This is a genomic window from Thauera sp. 2A1, assembly GCF_009469595.2.
In the GTDB taxonomy this organism is placed as follows: domain Bacteria; phylum Pseudomonadota; class Gammaproteobacteria; order Burkholderiales; family Rhodocyclaceae; genus Thauera.
Genome location: NZ_SSXV01000014.1, coordinates 35,928 through 56,157, shown reverse-complemented (window position 1 = coordinate 56,157; position 20,230 = coordinate 35,928). Strand labels below are relative to the sequence as shown.

General features: G+C 65.5%; 23 protein-coding genes. 1 reads left to right on the top strand and 22 read right to left on the bottom strand.

The genetic code is table 11. From position 1 onward, the window contains the following. Positions 1–40: 40 nt before the first annotated feature. From nagZ to rpoE, 15 genes are all read right to left on the bottom strand, one after another. Positions 41–1,186, bottom strand: a complete 1,146-nt coding sequence (gene nagZ, locus GH664_RS13720) for a beta-N-acetylhexosaminidase (RefSeq protein WP_153168645.1) — start codon at positions 1,184–1,186, stop codon at positions 41–43. A gap of 74 nt (positions 1,187–1,260) precedes the next feature. Beyond that, the gene (gene acpS / locus GH664_RS13715; RefSeq protein WP_153168644.1) at positions 1,261–1,650 is read right to left on the bottom strand and encodes a holo-ACP synthase; all 390 of its coding nucleotides are present in this window, start codon (positions 1,648–1,650) and stop codon (positions 1,261–1,263) included. A 16-nt stretch (positions 1,651–1,666) separates the two neighbouring features. Further along, positions 1,667–2,422, bottom strand: a complete 756-nt coding sequence (locus GH664_RS13710) for a pyridoxine 5'-phosphate synthase (protein WP_153168643.1) — start codon at positions 2,420–2,422, stop codon at positions 1,667–1,669. Beyond that, a complete protein-coding gene (gene recO / locus GH664_RS13705; RefSeq protein ID WP_153168642.1) occupies positions 2,419–3,162 on the bottom strand; it encodes a DNA repair protein RecO in 744 nt (247 codons plus the stop codon). Before recO ends, GH664_RS13710 begins: the two co-directional genes overlap by 4 nt. A gap of 53 nt (positions 3,163–3,215) precedes the next feature. Continuing rightward, entirely contained in the window at positions 3,216–4,163 is a 948-nt protein-coding gene (era, locus tag GH664_RS13700; protein ID WP_228111512.1) for a GTPase Era, read from the bottom strand. Continuing rightward, positions 4,160–4,840, bottom strand: a complete 681-nt coding sequence (rnc, locus tag GH664_RS13695) for a ribonuclease III (RefSeq protein ID WP_153168641.1) — start codon at positions 4,838–4,840, stop codon at positions 4,160–4,162. Before rnc ends, era begins: the two co-directional genes overlap by 4 nt. A 4-nt stretch (positions 4,841–4,844) precedes the next feature. Next, entirely contained in the window at positions 4,845–5,255 is a 411-nt protein-coding gene (locus tag GH664_RS13690; RefSeq protein WP_228111511.1) for a DUF4845 domain-containing protein, read from the bottom strand. After that, on the bottom strand, positions 5,242–6,030 hold the full coding sequence (gene lepB / locus GH664_RS13685; protein ID WP_153168640.1) for a signal peptidase I: 789 nt from the start codon (positions 6,028–6,030) through the stop codon (positions 5,242–5,244). Before lepB ends, GH664_RS13690 begins: the two co-directional genes overlap by 14 nt. 87 nt (positions 6,031–6,117) lie before the next feature. Next, positions 6,118–7,914: a translation elongation factor 4 gene (gene lepA, locus GH664_RS13680; protein ID WP_153168639.1), complete on the bottom strand. Its 1,797-nt coding sequence runs from the start codon at positions 7,912–7,914 to the stop codon at positions 6,118–6,120. Positions 7,915–7,966: 52 nt separating this feature from the next. After that, complete coding sequence (locus GH664_RS13675; RefSeq protein WP_153168638.1) at positions 7,967–8,257, bottom strand: glutaredoxin family protein; 291 nt, start codon at positions 8,255–8,257, stop codon at positions 7,967–7,969. Between the two features lie 2 nt (positions 8,258–8,259). Continuing rightward, positions 8,260–9,684, bottom strand: coding sequence for a DegQ family serine endoprotease (locus GH664_RS13670; protein WP_153168637.1), 1,425 nt, complete (start codon positions 9,682–9,684; stop codon positions 8,260–8,262). Then, positions 9,684–10,163 carry a SoxR reducing system RseC family protein gene (locus GH664_RS13665; RefSeq protein ID WP_228111510.1) on the bottom strand — a complete coding sequence of 160 codons (480 nt, stop codon included), beginning with the start codon at positions 10,161–10,163 and terminating at the stop codon, positions 9,684–9,686. The genes GH664_RS13670 and GH664_RS13665 overlap by 1 nt, the downstream gene beginning before the upstream one ends. After that, entirely contained in the window at positions 10,160–11,131 is a 972-nt protein-coding gene (locus GH664_RS13660; RefSeq protein WP_153168636.1) for a MucB/RseB C-terminal domain-containing protein, read from the bottom strand. Before GH664_RS13660 ends, GH664_RS13665 begins: the two co-directional genes overlap by 4 nt. After that, a complete protein-coding gene (locus tag GH664_RS13655) occupies positions 11,128–11,700 on the bottom strand; it encodes a sigma-E factor negative regulatory protein (RefSeq protein ID WP_153168635.1) in 573 nt (190 codons plus the stop codon). The genes GH664_RS13660 and GH664_RS13655 overlap by 4 nt, the downstream gene beginning before the upstream one ends. A gap of 9 nt (positions 11,701–11,709) precedes the next feature. After that, on the bottom strand, positions 11,710–12,309 hold the full coding sequence (rpoE, locus tag GH664_RS13650) for an RNA polymerase sigma factor RpoE (protein ID WP_153168634.1): 600 nt from the start codon (positions 12,307–12,309) through the stop codon (positions 11,710–11,712). Positions 12,310–12,544: 235 nt separating this feature from the next. Between rpoE and nadB the strand changes: the two genes are divergently transcribed. Next, on the top strand, positions 12,545–14,143 hold the full coding sequence (gene nadB / locus GH664_RS13645; protein ID WP_153168633.1) for an L-aspartate oxidase: 1,599 nt from the start codon (positions 12,545–12,547) through the stop codon (positions 14,141–14,143). A 141-nt stretch (positions 14,144–14,284) separates the two neighbouring features. Here nadB and GH664_RS13640 read toward each other — a convergent pair whose 3' ends face one another. The 7 genes from GH664_RS13640 to plsX form a co-directional block, all read right to left on the bottom strand. Then, a complete protein-coding gene (locus tag GH664_RS13640) occupies positions 14,285–14,764 on the bottom strand; it encodes a protein YgfX (protein ID WP_153168632.1) in 480 nt (159 codons plus the stop codon). 21 nt (positions 14,765–14,785) lie between these two features. Next, positions 14,786–16,021: a beta-ketoacyl-ACP synthase II gene (gene fabF, locus GH664_RS13635; RefSeq protein WP_153168631.1), complete on the bottom strand. Its 1,236-nt coding sequence runs from the start codon at positions 16,019–16,021 to the stop codon at positions 14,786–14,788. Between the two features lie 91 nt (positions 16,022–16,112). Further along, positions 16,113–16,352 (bottom strand): acyl carrier protein, encoded by a 240-nt coding sequence (gene acpP / locus GH664_RS13630; protein WP_153168630.1) that lies wholly within the window; start codon positions 16,350–16,352, stop codon positions 16,113–16,115. Positions 16,353–16,442: 90 nt separating this feature from the next. Continuing rightward, positions 16,443–17,192 (bottom strand): 3-oxoacyl-ACP reductase FabG, encoded by a 750-nt coding sequence (fabG, locus tag GH664_RS13625; protein WP_153168629.1) that lies wholly within the window; start codon positions 17,190–17,192, stop codon positions 16,443–16,445. A gap of 3 nt (positions 17,193–17,195) precedes the next feature. Further along, positions 17,196–18,125 (bottom strand): ACP S-malonyltransferase, encoded by a 930-nt coding sequence (fabD, locus tag GH664_RS13620; protein ID WP_153168628.1) that lies wholly within the window; start codon positions 18,123–18,125, stop codon positions 17,196–17,198. A gap of 34 nt (positions 18,126–18,159) precedes the next feature. Beyond that, a complete protein-coding gene (locus GH664_RS13615; protein WP_153168627.1) occupies positions 18,160–19,125 on the bottom strand; it encodes a beta-ketoacyl-ACP synthase III in 966 nt (321 codons plus the stop codon). Beyond that, a complete protein-coding gene (plsX, locus tag GH664_RS13610) occupies positions 19,122–20,138 on the bottom strand; it encodes a phosphate acyltransferase PlsX (RefSeq protein WP_153168626.1) in 1,017 nt (338 codons plus the stop codon). The genes GH664_RS13615 and plsX overlap by 4 nt, the downstream gene beginning before the upstream one ends. Between the last annotated feature and the right edge of the window lie 92 nt (positions 20,139–20,230).

The following is a 20,230-nucleotide window of genomic DNA, read 5'->3' as shown; positions in this document are numbered from 1 at the left end:
CCAGCTTGGTTCGTGATCGCCGCGTTGTCGATCCGCGGGATTATCCGTCCTTGCGCAGCACTTCGGTGCGTTGCTGGCCGATCGTAGATGCGGTCATGGTCGGCACGTTGCTCGTGTCTTCGGGGATGGCCATGACCCGCTCGCGCGCCTGGACGTAAGCAGGATGAAGTTCCAGCGCGAAAGGGTCGGCCAGCCAGGCAGGTCGCGAGGCCGGCGGTACGATCGCGGCCAGGCGTGCGAGGTTTTCGGGGTCGGGAGCCGGCGCCCAGCGATTGAGCAGTTCCTCGGCGAGATCGGGGCGGTTGCACACCAGCAGCATGTCGCAGCCGGCGGCGTAGGCCGCCTTGGCGCGGCCGACGATGTCGCCGGCGACGCGCGCGCCTTCCATGTTGAGGTCGTCGCTGAAGATCACGCCCTTGAAGCCGAGGCGCTCGCGCAGCACAGTCTTGAGCCAGAACGGCGAGAAGCCGGCGGGCATGGGTTCGGGGCTGGGGTCGGCGTTGGGGTAGATGACGTGGGCGGGCATCACGCCGGCGAGCTGGCGGCCGAGGCGGTGGCGGTAGGGGGCGATGTCTTCGGCCCAGAGGGTGTCGAAGTCGCGCTCGTCGACGGGCACGTCGTGGTGCGAATCGGCCTCGACGTAGCCGTGGCCGGGGAAGTGCTTGCCGACGCAGCCCATGCCGGCTTCCGCCATGCCGGCGGTGAGCGCCTGGGCAAGCGCGGCGACGGCCGCCGGGTCGCGGTGGAAGGCGCGGTTGCCGATGGCGCGGCTGACGCCATAGTCGAGGTCGAGCACCGGCGTGAAGCTGAGGTCGACGCCGTGGGCGAGCAGCTCGGCGGCGAGGACGTAGCCGGTGGCGCGGGCTACGTCGAGCGCGCCGAGGTGGTCTCGCTCCCACAGCACGCCGAGGCTGCGCATGGCCGGCAGGCGGGTGAAGCCGTCGCTGCGGAAGCGCTGCACTCTGCCCCCTTCATGGTCCACGGCGATGATCAGCGCCGGGTCGCGCAGCGCGCGAATGTCACAGGTGAGCGCGACGAGCTGTTCGGAGTCGCGGAAGTTGCGCGCGAACAGGATCACGCCGCCGACGAGCGGGTCGAGCAGGCGCTGGCGCTCGTCGTCGGTGAGTTCGGTGCAGGCCACGTCGATCATGACGGGGCCGCGGGGGCGGAGGATGGGGCTATTCATGGAATGGACGAAACCAAGGGGGTGGAAGCGCACCTGGCCACGATTCTGTTGGCGGATCGCGGCCAGGTCCGCTCCTACAGGGCCGGCTGCTGTCTCTCGATCACCGCGAAGGCGACCACGTAATCGTCTTCGTCGGTCAGGCTGAGGTGGGCGCCGAGCCCCCGCTCCGCCATGTAGGCCGCGAGCCCGTCGCCATACCAGTAGTGCGGCTTTCCGACCTCATCGTGCCCGACCGCCACCGCATGCAGCGTCGCCGGTACCGCGACGCCGGTGCCGAGCGCCTTGCCGAAGGCTTCCTTGGCGGCGAAGCGCTTGGCGAGCAGGCGTGCAGGGTCGCGGCTGGTGCGCCAGGCCTCGACTTCCGACTCGGCGAGGATGCGCAGCGCAAAGCCTTCGCCGTGGCGCTCGAGCGCGCGGCGCACGCGCTCGATGCGGACGATGTCGGTGCCGATGCCGTGGATCATGGCCTGCGCGTGCAGATCAGGCCGACGGCGTGGCGGCTTCGCGCATCAGCCGCTTCATTTCTGCCACCGCCTCGCGCAGGCCGACGAAGACCGAGCGGCTGACGATGGCGTGGCCGATGTGCAGCTCACGCACGCCGGGCAGCCGCGCGATGGGCTGCACGTTGTAGTAGTTGAGCGCGTGGCCCGCGTTGAAGCGCATGCCGAGACCTCGCGCCGTCTCGCCCGCCGCCTTCACTTTTGCCAGTTCGGCGAGCACCGTCGGCGCTTCGGCATCGCGGCCGGCGCCATGGAAGGCGTGCGCATAGGGGCCAGTGTGGATCTCGCACACGCGCGCCCCGATGCGCGCCGCGGCCTCGATCTGCGGGATCTCGGCGTCGATGAATACGCTGGTGACGATGCCTGCATCGGCGAGCCTTGCGATGACGTCCTTGAGCCGTGCTTCCTGGCCGACGATGTCCAGGCCGCCCTCGGTCGTCACCTCATGCCGGCCCTCGGGCACCAGCATCGCCATCTCGGGCTTCAGGCGGCAGGCGATGCCGACCATTTCGTCGGTGGCGGCCATCTCGAGGTTGAGCTTGACCTGGGTGAGTTCGCGCAGCTTGCGCACGTCGTCGTCGTTGATGTGGCGGCGATCCTCGCGCAGATGCACGGTGATGCCGTCCGCCCCGCCGAGGTGCGCTTCCACCGCGGCCCAGACCGGGTCCGGCTCCCAGGTGCGGCGCGCCTGGCGCAGCGTGGCGACGTGGTCGATATTGACGCCGAGTTCGATCACAGTTCCGCAATCTCCTTAAGGACCCGGCGCGACTGCAGCGGCTGGCCGCCCAGGTAGTGGTTGATCAGTGCGCGCAGCAGCAGCTTGGACTGCGCCTGCGTCTCCGCGCGCGAGAAATCGCCGGCCGCCATATCGAGCAGCACCTGGCCGCGCACCGGCGGCTGGTCGCCCCAGGCGCCGCCATCCTCGACGGCCAGCGCGTCGACGGCGACCGGCCCGCGTTCAAAGACGTAAATGTAGCGCTGCTCGGGCCGCACCGGCACGCCGGTGTCGCCCTCCGCATCGAGCCCCAGGCCGTAGCCCAGTTCCTGCAGCAGGGCGAGTTCGAAGCGGCGCAGCACCGGCGGGATGCTGTCGCCACGGCCCAGCGCGGCAATGGCCGCCGCATAGGCGTCGAAGAGCAGCGGATGCGCGTCCTCGCGCGCGGTAAGGCGTATCAGCAATTCGTTGAGATAGTAGCCGCAGATCAACGCACGGCCAGTCAGTAGCGGCTGGCCGCCCTGCCACTCGGCACGGATCAAGGTCTTGACTTCACCGCCACCCGACCAATCGACGAACAGCGGCTGAAACGCCATCAGCACGCCACGCAGCACCGAATGGGGGCGTCGTGCGCCCTTGGCCGCCAGCGCGACGCGTCCGTGGTCGCGTGACAGCACCTCGACGATGAGGCTGGTCTCGCGCCAGGGCAGCGTGTGCAGCACCCACGCCGGCTGCTGTTCGATGCGCTGTTTCGCAGCCACGGGATGATTCTCCCTGGAGGCCCTGGATAGCTGATGGAGCGCGCGTGCCGGGCTTACTCGTAGCCCAGGCTCTTCAGCGCGCGCTCGTCGTCCGTCCAGCCGCTCTTGACCTTGACCCAGACCTCGAGATAGACCTTGCCGTCGAACAGCCTCTCGAGTTCGACGCGCGCCTCGGACGAGATGCGCTTCAACTTCTCGCCGCCCTTGCCGATGACGATGCCCTTGTGGCCCGGCTTGTCGACGATGACGGCAGCAAAGATGCGGCGCAGGTTGCCTTCGGTCTCGAACTTCTCGATCTCCACCGCGATGCCATAAGGCAACTCGTCGCCGAGCAGGCGGAACAGCTTCTCGCGTAGGAACTCGGCGGCCAGGAAGCGTTCGCTGCGGTCGGTGATCTCGTCTTCCGCATACATCGGCTCGCCTTGCGGCAGCAATGGCGTCGCCGTAGCGACCAGCGCCTCGACGTTGCGCCCGCGCTCGGCCGACAGCGGCACGATCTCGACGAAATCGCGCAGCGCGCGCACTTCGTCGATGAAAGGCAGCAGGCGGGTCTTGTCCTTCAGCAGGTCGACCTTGTTGATCACCAGTACCACGCGCGCATCGGCAGGAATGACGTCGAGCACCTTGCGGTCGTCCTCGCCGAAGCGGCCGGCCTCGATGACGAAGAACACCAGGTCGACGTCCGCCAGCACCTGTGACACGGTGCGGTTCATCGAGCGGTTGAGCGCATTGCGGTGCTGCGTCTGGAAACCCGGCGTGTCGACGAAGACGAACTGCGCATCGTCGTTGGTGAGGATGCCGGTCACGCGGTGGCGGGTGGTCTGCGCCTTGCTAGAGACGATGCTGATCTTTTGCCCGATGAGCCGGTTCAGCAGCGTGGACTTGCCGACGTTGGGGCGGCCGACGATGGCGACGAAGCCGGTACGGAAACCAGGATGCTGCTCGGTCTGGTGTGCGTCGTTGCCCTCGGGTGTGCCCTGGTCCTGATCGATATCGCTCATTTCTTCTTCAACTCCGCGAGGGCCGCGAGGGCCAGCTCGGCCGACTGTTGTTCTGCCGCGCGCCGGCTGGCACCCCGCCCGAAGGTGCGTATGCCCAGCTTTGGGATCTCGCAAGCCACCTCGAATTCCTGCGCGTGCGCCTCGCCCAGCACCTGGCTCATCGTGTACACGGGCAGCGCAATGCGGTGGCCCTGCAGCCACTCCTGCAGCGCCGTCTTCGGGTCCTTCGCCGGCTTGCGCGGATCCACTTCGTCCAGCAGCGGCGCATAAAGCCTGTCGACCACCGCTTTCACCGCCTCGAATCCGGCGTCGAGATAGATCGCGCCGAAAATCGCCTCCAGGGCGTCGGCCAGGATGGAGGGCCGGCGCGCGCCGCCGGATTTCAGTTCGCCCTCGCCGAGGCTCAGCTCGTCGCCCAGCTCCAGATCGAGCGCGAGCCTGTGCAACGCCTCCTGGCGCACCAGCGAGGCGCGCGCACGCGACAGTTCGCCCTCGCGCAGCCCGCTGAAGCGGCTGTACAGCGCCACCGCGGTGATGCAATTGAGGATGCTGTCGCCGAGAAACTCGAGACGCTCGTTGTTGGGCTGCCCGAAACTGCGATGGGTGAGTGCCTGCTCGAGCAGCGCGACATCCCTGAATTCATGGCCAAGCGCGCGCTGCAGGCGTTCCAGCGACATCTGCTCAGCGGCCCCGGCTCGAGGCATTGAATTCGATGAGAAGGCTGACGTTGGCGACGACTGGAACCTTGCGCTCGTACTCGACGCCGATGATCGTGCGGTTGTCGTCCTTGGAGATCTCGAGATCGGCGCCGCTCACACTGCGGATGTCGTCGATCTCGCGGCGACGATCGAAATCACGGCGCAGTTCGATGATCGGCTTGCCATTGTCGCCCTCCTTCGCGAGCACGCCGATGATCCGATCGATCGCCATGTACTCGTTGACGGCAGGCACGGTCCTGAACCCGATCAGGATCGCGAACGCGATCAGGCCACCCACGATCACCACGCTGATCAGGCTCAAGCCCGACTGGTAGCGTGCGCTCAAGCCGCCGCCCTGCCCCTTCACGCGGGACGTTCTGTCAGTGGAAAGCACCGATCCGCCTCATGTCGTTGAAGTTGAACCAGATGAAGAATGCGCGCCCGACGATGTTCTCATCCGGCACGAAGCCCCAGACGCGGCTGTCGCTGCTGGCATCACGATTGTCGCCCATCACGAAGTAATGGCCGGCCGGAACCTTGCAACGGACGCCGCGATTAGTATAGGTGCAGTTCTCGCGACCCGGAAAATTCATCACCTGGGGTACGAAGGCCGGCGCGTCGCGTTCGATCAGGACTGAGTGCTCGACTTCACCCAGCTTCTCGCTGTACCTGGGCGAATAGTAGAGACGGTCCGGATGCAGGTAGGTGCCCGATTCGACGATCGGCACCGCCTCGCCATTGACCGTCAGATGCTTGTCGAAGTATTCGACCGTATCGCCCGGCAGCCCGACGATCCGCTTGATGTAGTCGAGCGAGGGATCGGCCGGATAACGGAACACCATCACCTCGCCGCGCTTGGGCTGGTTCACGTCGATGATCTTCTTGTTGATTACCGGCAGGCGGATGCCGTAAGTCCATTTGTTCACGAGGATGAAGTCGCCCACCAGCAGCGTCGGGATCATCGAGCCGGACGGAATCTTGAACGGCTCGACGACGAATGAACGCAGGCCGAACACGATCAGGATGACCGGGAAGAAGCTCGCGCCGTACTCCACCCACCAGGGTGGCGTCGCGTCGGGCCCGCGACGCTTGCGCGCGACGAAATGGTCGTAGACCCACAGCACACCGGTGGCGACCAGCAACAGGAAGAGGATTAACGCAAAATTCACGCGGACTCCGGTAACACGGTAGGGATCGCGAAAGACGAGAGGCGAAAGACGAAAGACGACGGGCGACGCAGTGCGCGCCGCGCAGGCTTACTTGCCGTCCTCGACGCGCAGCACGGCGAGGAAGGCTTCCTGCGGGATCTCGACGTTGCCGACCTGCTTCATGCGCTTCTTGCCTTCCTTCTGCTTCTCCAGCAGCTTCTTCTTGCGCGAGATGTCGCCGCCGTAGCACTTGGCGAGCACGTTCTTGCGCAGCGCCTTGATCGTTTCGCGGGCGATGATGTGCGAGCCGATCGCCGCCTGCACCGCCACATCGAACATCTGGCGCGGGATCAGGCCGCGCAGCTTGGCCGCCAGCTCGCGGCCGCGGTACTGCGCGCTGGAGCGGTGCACGATGACCGACAGCGCATCGACCTTCTCGCCGCCCACCATCAGGTCGAGCTTGACCAGGTCGGCCGTGCGGTATTCCTTGAACTCGTAATCCAGCGACGCGTAGCCGCGCGATACCGATTTGAGCTTGTCGAAGAAGTCCATCACCACTTCGTTCATCGGCATGTCGTAGATCAACTGAACCTGGCGGCCGTGGTAGCGCATATCCACCTGCGTGCCGCGCTTCAGGTTGCACAGCGTGATCACCGGCCCGACGTAGTCCTGCGGCAGGAAGATGTTGGCGGTGATGATCGGCTCGCGGATCTCCTGAAACTTCCCCACTTCCGGCAGCTTGGCCGGGTTCTCGACGTGGATGACCTCGCCGCTGTTGAGCACCACTTCGTACACCACCGTCGGCGCGGTGGTGATGAGGTCCATGTCGAACTCGCGTTCGAGGCGCTCCTGCACGATGTCCATGTGCAGCAGGCCGAGGAAGCCGCAGCGGAAGCCGAAACCCAGCGCCTGCGAAACCTCGGGTTCGAACTGCAGCGACGCGTCGTTCAGGCGCAGCTTCTCGAGCGAGTCACGCAACTGGTCGTATTCGCTGGACTCCACCGGATACAGGCCGGCGAACACCTGCGGCTTGATCTCCTTGAAGCCGGGCAGCGGCTCGGCAGCGGGACGGCTGGCGAGCGTGATGGTGTCGCCGACCTTGGCCGCCTCGAGCTCCTTGATGCCGGCGATGACGAAACCCACCTCGCCCGCCGACAACTGCTCGCGGCCCACCGACTTGGGGGTGAACACACCGACCTGTTCGCACGGGTACTGTGCGCCGGCCGACATCAGCAGGATGCGATCCTTGGGCTTGAGCGCACCATCGACCACGCGCACCAGCATCACCACGCCGACGTAGTTGTCGAACCAGGAGTCGATGATGAGCGCCTTCAGCGGCGCATCCGCATTGCCCTTGGGCGCCGGGATACGCTCGACGATGGCTTCCAGCACATCCTCGATGCCCAGGCCGGTCTTGGCCGAGCACAGGATGGCACGGGAGGCGTCGACGCCGATGACGTCCTCGATCTCGCTGCGCGCGTTCTCCGGATCGGCCGCCGGCAGGTCGATCTTGTTCAGCACCGGCACCACCTCGACGTCGAGGTCGAGCGCGGTGTAGCAGTTGGCCACCGTCTGCGCCTCCACCCCCTGCGACGCATCGACCACCAGCAGCGCACCCTCGCAGGCCGACAGCGAGCGACTGACCTCGTAGGAGAAGTCGACGTGGCCCGGCGTGTCGATGAGGTTGAGGTTGTAGACCTGTCCGTTCTTCGCCTTGTAGCTCAGGGCGGCCGTCTGGGCCTTGATGGTGATGCCGCGCTCGCGCTCGATGTCCATCGAGTCGAGCACCTGCGCCTCCATCTCGCGTTCGGACAGGCCGCCGCAGAACTGGATCAGGCGATCCGCCAGCGTGGATTTGCCGTGGTCGATGTGAGCGATGATGGAGAAGTTTCTGATTTGCTGCATGCGATAACAAAACGGGTGCCTTGCAGCACCCGGTTTCGATTGGTTGGCGACGTCAAGCCTCGGATTCTAACGGAAAACCCGCGCAATAGGCACGGACCGCCGCGGCGTCGAGGTGGTAGTGGCACACTTCGGTCTCGCCGTGCAGCAGCACCGGCACGAGTTCATTCCAGCGCGCCTCGAGCGCCGGATCCTGATCAACATCGACCACCACAACACGCCAGCCGAACTCGTCGGCGATCGGTCGCAGGGCGTCGACCAGGTCGTGACACAGGTGGCACCACTCGCGGCTCATCACCGTGAATTCGCGATGCACGTCGGCGGGCACGGCGGAAAGTGGATGCATGCTTACTTGTCCGCGCGCAGGCTGACGTAGGACGTCGCCTCGCCCCGCTTCACCAGCAAGGTGACCTGCTGCCCTTCCTTCAGGCTGGCAGCCTGACGGTTGAACTCCTCGACCGATTTCAGCGGAACCTGCTTGCCCGCGATCACCATCGCCAGGACGAGGTCCCCTTCGCGAATTTCTGCGCGCAGCGCCGCGCCGACCGAGCGCTCGACCACCAGCCCTTGATCGATGCCCCGCTCACGCCGCTGCACCGGCGTGGGCGGGGCCAGCGCAAGGCCGAGGCGATTCGGCACGGCCTGCGACTTCGGCATGCCGCCTTGCGCACGCTGCGATTTGCCGTCGTGCCACTCGCCGACGGCAACGATGACGTCGCGCGGCTGGCCATTGCGATAGACCTGCACCGCGACCTTTGCTCCCGGACGCACCGCCGCGACGATGCGCGGAAGATCGCTGGACTTGTCGACCACCTTGCCATCGAAGCGGACGATCACGTCGCCCTGATCGATGCCCGCTCGGACGGCCGGACTGTCGGGCTCCACCGCGCTCACCAGCGCGCCTGCCGCGCGCGGCAGGCCGAAGCCCTCGGCGAGGTCCCGCGTCACCTCCTGGATCGCCACGCCGATGCGTCCGCGCTGAACGCGGCCGAAGGTCCGCAGTTGCTGCTGGACGTCCATCGCGACATCAATCGGGATGGCAAACGACAGGCCCATGAAGCCGCCGGTGCGGCTGTAGATCTGCGAGTTCATGCCGACGACTTCGCCCTTTAGGTTGAACAGCGGGCCGCCCGAATTCCCGGGGTTGATGGCCACGTCGGTCTGGATGAAGGGCACGAAGTTCTCGTCGGGCAGGCTGCGCCCCTTGGCGCTGACGATGCCCGCGGTGACCGATTGCTCGAAACCGAAGGGCGATCCGATGGCGATGACCCATTCGCCCACCTTGAGCTTGTCGGGGTCGCCCAGCGCCACCTTGGGCAGCCCCGACGCCTCGATCTTGATCAGTGCGACGTCGCTGCGCGCATCGGCTCCAATCACTTTGGCGCGGAATTCGCGCTTGTCGGCGAGCCGCACCACGATCTCCTCGGCTTCGTCCACCACGTGCGCGTTGGTCAGGATGTAGCCGTCAGGGCTGACGATAAAACCCGAACCCAGGGACTGGTTGTTGGGGCCAAACTGCGGCGTGTCCGGATTCCGCGGCACGAACTTGCGGAAGAAATCGAACATCGGATCCGACTCGTCCAGGCCGGGGAACGGCAATTGCGGTGAACGGACGCGCGACTGTGCGGTGCCGATGTTGACGACCGCGATCCCCTGCCGTTCGACCAGCGCAGTGAAATCGGGAAGGTTGGCAGCGGCGGATGCAAACACCGGGCTCGCGCAAAAGCCGATCAGCAGCCACGCCGCGACCCGGCACAGGATCGAACGGATCATCAGGATTCCCGCAAGGAATCAGCAGCGGGGTGCAGACAGGCCTGCTCCGCGACCAGCTCCATACCCAGGCCGGCGCGCCAGCGCAGGCTGCGAGACAGGCCGCGGTTGATCACCACTGCCAGGGCGAGTCCCGCAACGGCCCCCAGTGCTGCCGCAAGGTCCGCCAGCTCGCGGCTCGCGAGCGCGGTCCCGGCCGCCGCACCGGCGACAAGGAGGACCACGCCCAGGCCATAGCTGCCCAGCGCGGCCTTCAGCGGCGCACCGTCCGGAATGCGGATGCGCACCATATCGCCCACGCGCGCGCCATCGTAGGCCGGCAGAATGAATTCGTCGGCAGGCTTGCCGAACGCGTGGGAGATCTGCACCGCACGACAGCCGCCTGGCTCGTCGCAACGGCCGCAGCCTCCGCCGTTGTCGCTCACCCTGAGCCACACGCGGCCAGCTTCGATGCGTTGCACGCGCGCGAAGGCGTCCATCATTGCGCCGAATGTTCAATGCCGTCAGCGAGGCGCTGCACCGCACGCGCCGGCACTTCACCCAACGCAGTGACGAGATGGCGATCGACGACGCGCTTGTAGATGTTGATGGCGCCCGAGGACAGCGCACCCACCGCTGGCGATACCGCATGTCCAGCGAGCGGCTCGATGAAGACCGAGATCGCAGCGAGCCCGTCGCCATAGACCATGTGTATCGCCTCGCCGCGCTCGCGACCGAGCGGACGGCGCATCACCGACATCAGCGCATAACCCGGCAGCGGCGAGCGCAGCACCCAGCCGCCCTCGCTCCGCGAAATCTCGCTGCCGCGCGCATTGACGACGCGCCAGCCGCCGCTCTGATCGAAGCGCGACTTGAGCAGATCAGGGCCCACGTCGCCGCCGATCCGAACATCGCTGAATGCGAACTGCTCGATCGTCTCTCCGCCTTCATCCACCATGCGCGACTTCAGCAGCAGGCCGGACTGCACGTCGGCCCACAGCACATAGCCAAAGCGCAGGTCGTCACGTGGCTCGAGGACGATGGATTGTGCCTCGTATCCAGCGACCCGCCCGAGCTCTCCCTTGCGGATCCGGTAGTTCTCGGCGAGGTTGGAAAAACTCGCGGGCAGCCGCGCGGGGAATGCGCGCCTGCCACCTGCCTGGTCGATGATCACCGTCTTCTGTTCCGGCAGCACGCAGCGGACTTCGTTGCCCGAGCGGATCACTTCGCGCGGGCTGCCGTCCAGGACCTCGAGCCGCTCGTACTCACCGGTGGCATCCATGCGATGCGCGATGCGCGACGTCTCGGAGGCGCCGCGCGACTGATACATGAACGTGCCGACGTAACTGAGCTTTTGCCCCGCGCTCGCGATACGACCAAGCCAGGTCAGCGGGTCTGACATTGCCTCGGCATGAACGGTCGGCTGCGCAAGCGCCGCGCAGAGCGCAATCACCGCCGCGGCAAACCTCATCGCGCAGCATCCTCGCGCAGATTGGAAATGCTGCGCACGTACTGCAATGCTGCGGGAACCGGCCCGCCGCCAACGACGCTCTGGTGCGCAAAGACATATTCGCGATGCACATCGTCGCCGGTGCGCTGCACATGCTCCACCTGGGCCGGCGGCACGATCAGCCGCGCCACCTGGGTCGCCGGTTGCGACACCGCGCTCCGCGCAACTGCCGTCTGACCGAGCTGCTGGTCACGCCCCGAATACAGCGACGCCGCCACCAGGCCCACTGCCGCCACACCCATCACCGAGGCGGCGATCGGCATCAGGGAGCGCCAGCCCGCCTGGTTCGCCGCCGATGAAACCGGCCTCGATTGTGGCGCAAGGACGGTCGGTTCGTCGTCCAAAGACGCCAGCACGCGGTTTACGAAATCGCGCGAGGAGCCACGCTCGCCACGCAGGGTATCTCCGATCAGGCAGTACGCGCCCCAGGTCTGCCTCAGATCGGGGTCGCGCTGCAAACCGTCGAACACCGGCTTCATCGCCTCTTCTTCCAGATCGCCATCCAGAAGCGCCGAGAGTCTGTCCTTCATCCCATTTACCTACCAACGTTTGTCCGGGGCCGTGTCGAGCAGCGGCCGCAGGCGTTCAGCAATCGCCTCGCGCGCCCGGAAGATCCGGGAACGCACGGTTCCTATGGGGCAATCCATGATGCCGGCGATTTCCTCGTAGCTGAGCCCCTCCAGCTCGCGAAGGATGATGGCCGTCCGCAACTCCTCGGGCAGCGCCGCCATCGCGTCATCGACGGTTTCACCGATCTGACGCGTCATCATCAGCCGCTCGGGCGTGTTGATGTCGCGCAGTTGTTCTCCATCTTCGAAGCTTTCCGCCTCTTCCGAATCGAAGCTCGTCGATGTCGGCGCCCTCCTGCCTTGGGAGACGAGATAGTTCTTTGCGGTGTTGATGCCGATCCTGTACAGCCAGGTGTAGAACGCACTGTCACCGCGAAACGAACCCAGGGCGCGATAAGCCTTGATGAAGGTTTCCTGCGCCACGTCCTCGACTTCGGCGGGATCACGGATCAGCCGCGACAGCAGACGATTGAGCTTGCGCTGGTACTTGGTTACCAGCAAGCCAAACGCCTGCTTGTCGCCGCGTTGAACACGCTCGACGAGGACCTGATCGATTTCGCGATCGCTCATGTGGGACGGATATTGCTTCTCGGTTTTGCAATCCGCCCGATTATAAGCGCCCGCCCCGAAGCTCTCACCAAAATTCGAAGACGTCAGAACAGACACGGGCACATCCGATTAGTTCATAGGCGAACAGGGGTATTTACCCGGCGCGGGCATCCGGCTGCATCACCGCGGGCGCCGGGCGGCGCGAGTGCCCCTGGCGTGCTATATTTTTCGCCCCCAACCTGCCCGGACCGCAATCTTGCTGAAACAGTACGACGTCCTCATTCTCGGCAGCGGAACTGCTGGCCAGTCCCTTGCGTTGCGCCTGGCAGACCGGCTCAAGGTCGCGTTGGTGACCAAACGCGAATTGTCGGACAGCGCGAGTGCATGGGCCCAGGGCGGCATCGCCGCGGTGCTCGACAATACCGACAGCATCGAGGCACATCTCCAGGACACCTTTACCGCCGGCGCCGGCCTGTGCGATCCGGTGGCGACACGCTTCGTGGTGGAGAACGGCCGCCGCGCGATCGAGTGGTTGATCGAGCGCGGCGTGCCATTCACGCGCGAGGCGCAGTCCGAACTGGGTTATCACCTCACGCGCGAGGGCGGCCACTCCCACCGCCGCATCATCCACGCCGCCGACGCCACCGGCGCCGCTGTCCAGGCGACGCTCGGCGAACAGGTGCGCGCGCATCCGAACATCGACATCCACGAACACCACATCGCGATCGACCTGGTGCTCGGCGACAAGGTCGGGCGCCCCGGCGAAGGCTGCCTCGGCGCCTACGTGCTCGACATCCGCAACGACACCGTGGTCACCTTCAGCGCGCACAACACCATCCTTGCCACCGGCGGGACGGGCAAGGTCTATCTGTACACCACCAACCCCGACGTTGCGACCGGCGACGGCGTGGCAATGGCATGGCGGGCCGGGTGCCGGGTGGCGAACCTGGAATTCATCCAGTTTCACCCGACCTGCCTCTATCATCCGCACGCCAAGTCCTTCCTGATCTCCGAGGCGGTCCGCGGCGAAGGCGGCCTGCTCAAGCTGCCCGACGGCACGCGCTTCATGCCCGAGCACGACCCGCGCGCCGAGCTCGCGCCGCGCGACATCGTCGCCCGCGCGATCGATTTCGAGATGAAGAAGCACGGCCTCGACTGCGTCTATCTGGACATCAGCCACAAGCCGGCCGACTGGCTGCGCGAGCATTTCCCCAACATTCACGCGCGCTGCCTCGAGCTCGGCATCGACATCACGCGCGATCCGATTCCGGTGGTGCCGGCGGCACATTACTCGTGCGGCGGCATCGTAACCGACCTCGCTGCGCGCACCGATGTTCCCGGCCTGTATTCGGTGGGCGAGTCGGCCTGCACCGGCCTCCACGGCGCCAACCGCCTGGCCAGCAATTCGCTGCTGGAATGCCTGGTGTACGGCGAAGCGGCAGCACAGGACATCCTGTCCAAGCCGCCGAAGCCGCACGCGAGCGTCCCCGCCTGGGACGAAAGCCGCGTCACCGACGCTGACGAGGAAGTGGTGATCACCCACAACTGGGCCGAATTGCGCCGCGCCATGTGGGATTACGTCGGCATCGTGCGCACGACCAAACGACTGCAGCGCGCGCAGCATCGCATCCGCCTGCTGTCGCGTGAGATCCACGAGTTCTATTCCAACTTCCGCGTCAGCAACAACCTGATCGAGCTGCGCAACCTCGTCGTCACCGCCGACCTGATCGTGCGCTGCGCGCTCAAGCGCCACGAGAGCCGGGGCCTGCACCATTCCCGGGACTATCCGGAAACCCTGCCGGTGGCGCGCAACACCGTCCTGCGCCCGCCTCGGAAGAAGTCGCCCACGGCTTGAGCACGCCAAGCCGATCGCGGCTTTCGCCACTCCCGGGCCTTGCCGCCATCGGTGGCATGGACGTGGAGGCGATCGTCAAGGCACGATCGCCTCCATCGACGCGCCCATCTAGGCCGCGGTCGATATCCGGCGGTGACTGTTTCAGGCGTCGGGCGAAGCGCGATAGGCCTTGTGTCGCAACCAGGTGCGCAAACCCCGCCAGCATGCCGGTCTCACGTTGCCACTGACCAGCATCCAGCGGCGCACGCCACCGACGACACCCGCATCGGGACGCAGCCGCATCCAGACTCCCCAGCCGAAATCGACCGCACCACTTTCTGGCCGATAGAGGAGTTCGCTACCTTGGGCGCGGCACAGGACGGTGCCGTCTTCGAGCAGGACGAACTGCATCGCCCGCTTCCCCATCTCGCTGCGCAATCCCACGGTCATTGACAGGACCAGCAGGACGAAGCAGACGATCTGGACCGCCAGCACGGGCAGCGACACCGGACCGATCAGGAGCGCGCCGTCGCGCGACGACAGCACATGAAAAAACGCCAGTGTCGCCGCCACGTGGGCGGAAAACACTGACGTCATGACGGCCCAGGAGGGCCGCAATTCGATGGCAAGCGGATAACGCACGGTCGGCCGCGGCCGGGTGGCTCAAACGCGGCGGAAGACTAGCGTGCCGTTCGTGCCACCAAACCCGAAATTGTTCTTCATTGCCACGTCGATCTTCATCGGACGGGCAACATTCGCGCAGTAATCCAGGTCGCACTCGGGATCCTGCTCGAAGATGTTGATCGTCGGCGGCGAGACCTGATGATGCACCGCAAGCACCGCGAACACCGACTCCAGGCCACCCGCGCCGCCAAGCAGGTGGCCGGTCATGGATTTGGTCGAATTCACCACCAGCTTCTTCGCAGCATCGACACCGAAGGCGAGCTTGATCGCGTCCGTCTCGTTCTTGTCGCCGAGCGGCGTCGACGTGCCGTGCGCGTTGAGATAATGCACCTCGTCCGCGTTGATGCCTGCGTTCCGCATGGCGTTGATCATGCTGCGCCGTGGACCATCGGTGTCGGGCGCGGTCATGTGATAGGCATCGCCACTCATGCCGAAACCGGCCAGTTCGCCGTAGATCTTCGCGCCCCGCCTGACAGCGTGCTCGTATTCCTCCAGCACCATGACGCCGGCACCCTCACCGAGGACGAACCCGTCCCGACCCTTGTCCCACGGGCGGCTTGCGGTGGCCGGGTCGTCGTTGCGCGTGGACAACGCCTTCGCCGACCCAAAGCCGCCGATCGCGAGCTCGGTCACGGTGGATTCCGCACCGCCGCAGACCATCACGTCGGCATCGCCGTACTCGATCATGCGCGCGCTCAGACCGATCGCATGCAGCCCGGTGGTGCACGCGGTGACGACCGCAATGTTCGGCCCCTTCATGCCATACATGATCGACAGGTTGCCCGAGATCATGTTGATGATGGTGCCGGGAATGAAGAACGGCGAAATCTTGCGCGGACCACCCGCAAGGTAGTCGTTCTGCGTTTCCGAAATCATCGGCAGGCCGCCGATGCCGGAACCGATATTCACGCCGATGCGTTCTGCATTGGCCTCGGTTACCTCGATTCCCGAATCGCGAATTGCCTGGATGCCAGCAGCCATGCCGTAATGGATGAATACATCCATGCGGCGGGCTTCCTTGGCCGACAGATAGGCGGCAACGTCGAAATTCTTCACTTCCCCGGCGACGCGCGAGGAAAACACGGACGCGTCGAAACGGGTGATCGGACCAATGCCGCTTCTGCCGGCAAGCAGGTTTTCCCAGGCTTCGGAAACAGTATTCCCAACCGGGGAAACCACTCCCAGACCGGTTACGACGACTCTACGACGTGACACGGGCAGCTCCGTATGGAATCAAGGAGAAAAACTGAAAAAAATCCGGACCCTGCGCCTTGCAGAATCCGGAAAGGAAGGATGACTTCCCGAATTACTTCTTGAGGTGGGCGCTGACGTAGTCGATCGCCTGCTGGACGTTGGTGATCTTCTCAGCTTCTTCGTCCGGGATTTCGCACTCGAATTCTTCCTCGAGGGCCATGACCAGTTCCACGGTGTCCAGCGAATCTGCGCCAAGATCATCAACGAACGACGAGTCGTTCTTGATTTCCGATTCGTTCACGCCAAGCTGCTCAGCGACGATCTTCTTGACGCGCTGTTCGATGTTCTCCATGAAAAACTCCTTCCTGACAGATACAGGTTTGTAGTTGAAAAGCGGGCGTATTCTACCAAAAAGGCCGGGAACCGCTATCCCGGCCCCAAATCACGACATGTACATGCCGCCATTCACATGCAGCGTCGTGCCGGTGACATAGGCTCCGGCCGGCGATGCGAGGAAAGCCACGGCGCCTGCGACCTCTTCCGGACGGCCCAGGCGGCCCAGCGCAATATTGCCCAGCAGCGCCTCGCGGGCGGCGTCGGGCAATGCGCGCGTCATGTCGGTATCGATGAAGCCCGGCGCAACGCAATTGACGGTGATGTTGCGGCTGCCCAGCTCGCGCGCCAGCGCGCGCGACATGCCGGCCACGCCGGCCTTGGCCGCCGCGTAGTTCGCCTGGCCAGGGTTGCCGGCGCTCGCCACCACCGAAGTGATGTTGATGATGCGTCCGCCGCGGGCCTTCATCATGCCACGCATGACGAGCTTGCTCATGCGGAACACCGCGCGCAGGTTGGTATCGAGGACGGCATCCCATTCCTCGTCCTTCATGCGCATCGCGAGGTTGTCGCGGGTGATGCCGGCGTTATTGACCAGCACGTTGATCGTGCCGAAGCGCTGCTCGACCTCCGCCAGGAGCGCTTCGCAAGCCGCGGCGTCAGTCACATCGACTGCCAGCCCCGCGCCCTTGATCGACGCATCGGCGAGCGCCTTGTCGATGTCCTGGGCACCGCCGGCCGAGGTGGCCGTGCCGACGACCACGGCACCGAGCCGACCGAGCTCCAACGCCACCGCGCGACCGATGCCGCGTGAGGCGCCGGTGACCAGGGCGACCTGCCCTGCGAGCGAAAAACTCATTGCTTACCTCACTGCCGCAATCGATTGTTCGAGGCTGGCCGCATCGTGCGCCGAACCCCCTTCCACTTCCTTGGCGATGCGCTTGGTCATGCCGGCGAGCACCTTCCCGGGGCCGCACTCGATGACGTGGCTCATGCCACGGCGGGCCATCTCCTGGACCAACTCGATCCAACGCACCGGGGAATACGCCTGGCGCACCAAGGCATCGCGAATCCTCTCGGGATCATCGTACACCGCAACGTCAACGTTGTTGATGACATCGATCCCGGGTCGCGCGATCGCCACATCGGCCAGACGCTCGGCCAGGCGTTCCGCGGCCGGACGCATCAGCGCGCAATGGAAGGGAGCGGACACCGGCAGCAGCACCGCACGCTTGGCGCCCTTGGCCTTGGCGATCTCGCTCGCGCGCTCCACCGCCGCCCTGGCACCGGCGATGACGATCTGTCCCGGTGCGTTCAGGTTGGCCGCCTCGACGACCTCGCCCTGCGCCGCTTCGGCGCAGGCATCGCGCACCGCGTCCGGCTCCAGCCCCATCACCGCAGCCATCGCGCCTTCCCCGGCCGGCACCGCCTCCTGCATCGCTTGCGCGCGGAAGCGGACCAGCGGAACCGCGTCCTTGAAGGCAATCGCGCCCGCCGCGACCAGCGCGGAATATTCGCCCAGGCTGTGTCCCGCCACCATCGCCGGCTGCAGGCCACCCGCCGCCAGCCATGCACGATAGGTCGCAACCCCTGCGGTCAGCATCAACGGCTGCGTATTGACGGTGAGCGCGAGTCGTTCGGCAGGCCCCTCGCCGACCATCGCCCACAAGTCCTCGCCAAGCGCCTCCGAAGCCTCGGCAAAAGTGTCACGGATCACGGCCGAATCACCATAGGCGGCCATCATGCCGACCGACTGCGAACCCTGGCCGGGAAAAACCAGCGCGAATGCCATGCTGTTCTCCGCTTGTCAGAAAAAATGGGGAAACTCAGAAATCGATCAGGGCCGCGCCCCAGGTGAAACCGCCACCGACGCCTTCGATGATCAGGCGCTGGCCGCGACGCACCTGGCCGCCACGAACCGCCTCGTCAAGCGCCAGCGGAATGGAGGCCGCCGAGGTGTTGCCATGGTGGCCGACGGTGGTGATGACGCGCTCCATCGGTAGCCCCAGCCGCTTCGCGGTGGCCTGGATGATGCGGATGTTGGCCTGGTGCGGAATCAGCCAGTCCAAGCTGTCCGCGGCCTCGCCTGCCTGCTCGAGCACCTCGTGCGCCACGTCGCCCAGCACCTTCACCGCGAACTTGAACACCGCCTGGCCGTCCATGCGCAGGAAAGGGTCGCCGATCACCTGACCGGAGGCCACGCCGCCCGGCACGCACAGGATGGGATGATGGCTGCCGTCGGCATGCAGCGAGGACGCGCGGATGCCCGGCTGCTCCGAGGCTTCGAGCACCACCGCTCCGGCGCCGTCGCCGAACAGGACGCAGGTGGCCCGATCCGACCAGTCCAGGATGCGCGAGAACACTTCCGCCCCGATCACCAGCGCGCGCTTGTGGCTGCCTGAACGGATGAATTTCTCCGCGACGGTCAGTGCATAAACGAAGCCGCTGCACACCGCCTGCACATCGAAGGCTGCGCCGCCATTGCGGATCCCGAGCTTGGCCTGAACCATGGCCGCGGTGCTGGGAAAGATGTAGTCCGGCGTTGAGGTGGCGACGATGATGAGATCGATGTCGTCGGCTTCACAGCCTGCCGCCTCGATCGCGCGCTCGGCGGCGACCCGCGCGAGGTCGCTGGCCCCCACATCGGCCGCGGCGAGATGGCGGCTGTGGATGCCCGACCGGGTCACGATCCATTCGTCTGACGTGTCGATGCCGCGCGCCACCAGATCGTCATTGCTGACTGGATTACCCGGCAGATAGCTGCCGGTTCCGGCGATCCGTGCGTAGATCATGCCTTTTCCTCGTTCATGCTCGCCATACGTTCGGAAATGCGCTCGAGCAGCCTGTTGGAAGCCGCCTCGGCCGCACGTGCCAGCGCATTCTCGAACGCCAGCGCATCGGCCGAACCATGGCTCTTCAGCACCACGCCGCGCAGGCCGAGCAGCGGCGCACCGTTATAAAGCCTGTGGTCGACGCGCTGCTTGAAGCGCCTGAGCACCGGCAGCACGACGACCGCCATCGCCCGGGTCAGCAGGCTACGCTTGAACTCTTCCTTGAGGAAGACGCCGATCATCTGCGCCAGCCCTTCCGACGTCTTGAGCGCGACGTTGCCGACGAAGCCGTCACAGACGACGACGTCCACCGTACCCTCGAAGATGTCATTGCCCTCGACGTTGCCATAGAAGTTGAGGCCGCTGTTGCGCAGCAGTTCGCCCGCTTCCTTGACCACGTCGTTGCCCTTGATCACTTCCTCGCCGATGTTGAGCAGGCCGACGCTCGGTCGCTCCTTGTGCTCGATGGCGGCGACGAGCATCGCCCCCATCACGCCGAACTGCAGCAGGTGTTCCGCCGAGCAGTCCACATTGGCGCCAAGATCGAGGACGTAGGTATGCCCCTTCTGCGAAGGCAAGACGGTGGCGATGGCAGGGCGATCGATGCCAGGCAGGGTCTTCAGCACGAAGCGGGAAATCGCCATCAGTGCGCCGGTGTTGCCGGCAGACACGGCGGCATCGGCTCGCCCGTCCTTCACCAGATCGATGGCGACGCGCATGGACGAATCCTTCTTGCTGCGCATCGCAATGGCAGGCGGATCTTCCATGGTGACGACCTCGGAAGCCGGCTGCAGCCGCAGCCTGTCTCCAAAGCGGGCAGCTTCGCTGGCGATCAGCGGCCGCAAGACTTCCTCGCGACCCACCAGGACCGCGTTCGCATCAGGATGGCTGCGCAGGAAGGAAAGCGCAGCAGGCACGGTCACGGACGGACCGTGATCGCCACCCATGCAATCGATTGCAATCGTGACACCCATCGGCATCTCGTGTGATTACAGGGAGAACGTCGGACAAAAAAAGCGGCGCCGGCGCGTCATGCGCCGGGCGCCGCCCTTGTATCAGGCTTGAG